The sequence below is a fragment of the Streptomyces prasinopilosus genome (assembly GCF_001419695.1).
In the GTDB taxonomy this organism is placed as follows: Bacteria; Actinomycetota; Actinomycetes; order Streptomycetales; family Streptomycetaceae; genus Streptomyces; species Streptomyces prasinopilosus.
Genome location: NZ_LIRG01000982.1, coordinates 1 through 2660 on the forward strand (window position 1 = coordinate 1; position 2660 = coordinate 2660).

The 2660-nt window shown below is 73.2% G+C and carries 1 protein-coding gene; it reads left to right on the forward strand.

Going from position 1 to position 2660, the window contains the following annotated elements; all coding sequences use genetic code 11:
• Window positions 1-1354: 1354 nt before the first annotated feature.
• Window positions 1355-2608, forward strand: coding sequence for an NAD(P)/FAD-dependent oxidoreductase (locus tag AOK18_RS29330; RefSeq protein WP_079105249.1), 1254 nt, complete (start codon window positions 1355-1357; stop codon window positions 2606-2608).
• The last annotated feature ends 52 nt before the right edge of the window (window positions 2609-2660 follow it).

Genomic DNA, 2660 nt, shown 5'->3' on the forward strand with positions numbered 1-2660 from the left:
CCCGGGACGATCCGGCCGGGCGGCCGTGAGCGGGGCCGGGGGAGGCGGAGGGGCGTCGGACGCCTCCGGGCACCGGCTGCCCGCCGGGACCGGCGAGGGCGGCACGGGGGCGGCGCCCCCTCCCTCACCCGCGGCGATCAGCCCGTCGCCCTCGGGGTGATCCGCCGCGAGGCGCCCAGGAGCAGGAGTTCCGCCGGCGCTTCGAGGCGGAGGCGCGCCGCACGCGCCGTGCGGGGGCACCACCTCGCGCCGGTCGTCGACCGCGACACGGCCGGCTCCCCGCCGTGGCCGGCCACCACCTTCCTGCCCGGCCTGCCGCCCAACGGGGCGCCCACCGGGCACGGACCGCTGCCCGTGCCGGCCGCGCCGCACCTCGTGGGGCGCGCGGCGACGGCGCTCCGGGCCGTGCACGCCGCGGACGTCGTCCACCGGGACGCGGAGCCGGGCGGCCTCCTGCTGGGCGCGGACGGGCCGTGGGCCATCGGCCTCGGTGTCGCCGGGGCGACGGACTCCACCCGGCCCACCCGCAGCGGAGGGTTCACCGGAACGCCGCAGTGCACGTGGCCGGAACACGCCCACGGCCGTCCGCCGGCCCCCGCCGCCGGCGTCTCCTCGCCCGGACCGGTCGCCGCGGCGGCCGCGACCGGCCGGCATCCCCACGGGGAGGCCGGGGCCGCCCCCCTGGCGACGCGGACCGCCGCCACCGGAGCGCGTCCACCGGACCCGGCCGGCTGCCCGGCCCCGCTGCGGGCCGTACCGGAGCGCTGCCCGGCCGCCGGCCCCGGAACGCCTCCCGCCGTGCCCGCCGCCCCGCCTCCGGGCCCGGTCCGCGCGCCGCCGCGGTCCGCGGCTTCGGCGCCGCTCCGGCGGGAACCCGTCCGCCCGGGCGGCCCGCGGTGCGCGGCCGCCCGGACCGCGGCTTCGGCGTACCGGTTCACGGGAGCGGCTCCCGTCCCCCGAGGCTTATCCCTGTAATTTCTCGGTTTACTTCAACTGAGTAATTCGAGCCCGGAGGCGCTGGCCATTCACCGAAGGGGCTCCTTTCTCTTTACCTACTCCGTGTGCGGTCCGACGGCCTTCTCCTCACTGACCGTGGTCACACGTTTCAGGGGTCAGGAGTGTGACGTAAGCCACTGTTCGGCAGAGATTCGGCACCGCAAAAGCGGACGTTCCGGGACATCCGAACTCGCCCCGCTCCGCCCCGTGTTGCGGAATTGAGTATTCAGGGTGCACGCCATAATGGTGCGACATTGCCTTCCCTCTACCAGTCATTGACCTTCATTGGCTGATTCTCGTAGCCTTCACGTCGCTATCGGCGCTGCTCTTCGCGAAGTGCCGCACCTGGGCTCGATTCATGGGGGATCGCGTGTACGACGTCATTGTTGTGGGTGCCCGCTGTGCCGGTTCACCGGTCGCCATGCTGCTGGCGCGGCTCGGCCACCGGGTTCTCGTGGTGGACCGTTCCTCCTTCCCCAGCGACTCCGTCTCGACGCACTACATCCACCAGGCGGGGCTGCTGAAGCTCCAGGAGTGGGGTCTGCTCGACGAGATCGTGGCCGCCGGGACACCCGCGATCCGCAAGATGCACTACGCGTACCGGGGCGTCGAACTCAACGGGTTCGCCGACCCCGTCGACGGCATCGACGCCGTGTACTGCCCGCGCCGCACCGTGCTCGACGAGATCCTGGTCAACGCCGCGCGCCGGGCCGGCGCCGAAGTGCTCGAGGGCTTCACCGTCACGGAGGTGCTGGCTTCGGGCGGACAGGTGACGGGCATCCGCGGGCGCGAGGGCGACGGACCGGAACGGGAACTGAGGGCCACCGTGGTCGTCGGCGCGGACGGCTTCCACTCCACGGTCGCCAAAAAGGTGGGAGCGGAGCTGTACAACGTGCGCCCGGCGGCCGGATTCACCTACTACTCGTACTACAGCGGCCTCGACTGGGGCCTGCACCACAAGAACGGCCTCAACGAGCGCTGGTTCGGCACCTGGCCCACGAACGACGGGCTGAACATGCTGGCCGTCATCTGCACCCGCAGGCAGCTGAAGGAGTTCCGCCAGGACGTGGAAGCCGGCTTCCAGGCCGTCTTCGACGACGTGGCCCCGGAGATGGGGGCCCAGCTGCGCGACAGCGGGCGGCGCGAGGAGGCTTTCCGCCCGATGCGCTTCCCGGACAACTACTACCGCCGCTCCCACGGCCCCGGCTGGGCCCTCGTGGGGGACGCCGGCTACCACAAGGACCCCTACACCGGGTGGGGCATGACGGACGCCTTCCTCCACGGCGAGCTGCTGGCCGAGCGCATCCACCAGGGACTGGCGGGGGAGCGTCCGATGGAGGACGCGCTGGCCGAGTACAACAAGGTGCGCGACGAGGAGAGCGCCGGCGTCTACGACTTCACCACCACGCTCGGCTCCCTCACCGAACTCCCGCCGTTCTTCAAGGCGACGATGCGTGCGATGAGCACCAGCCAGGAGTGGACGAACAAGATGCTGGGCCTGATCGGCGGCGTGGTCCCGGACTACGAGATCTACGCGCCGGAGGCCCTGGAGCGTCTCTACGACGACGCGGGCGTACCGCAGGAGGAACGGGTCTACGACCCGACCGCCTGACCGCCCCCGGCACGGCGCCCCCGCGCCCCGGGCCGCCGCGCCGGGACCCGCC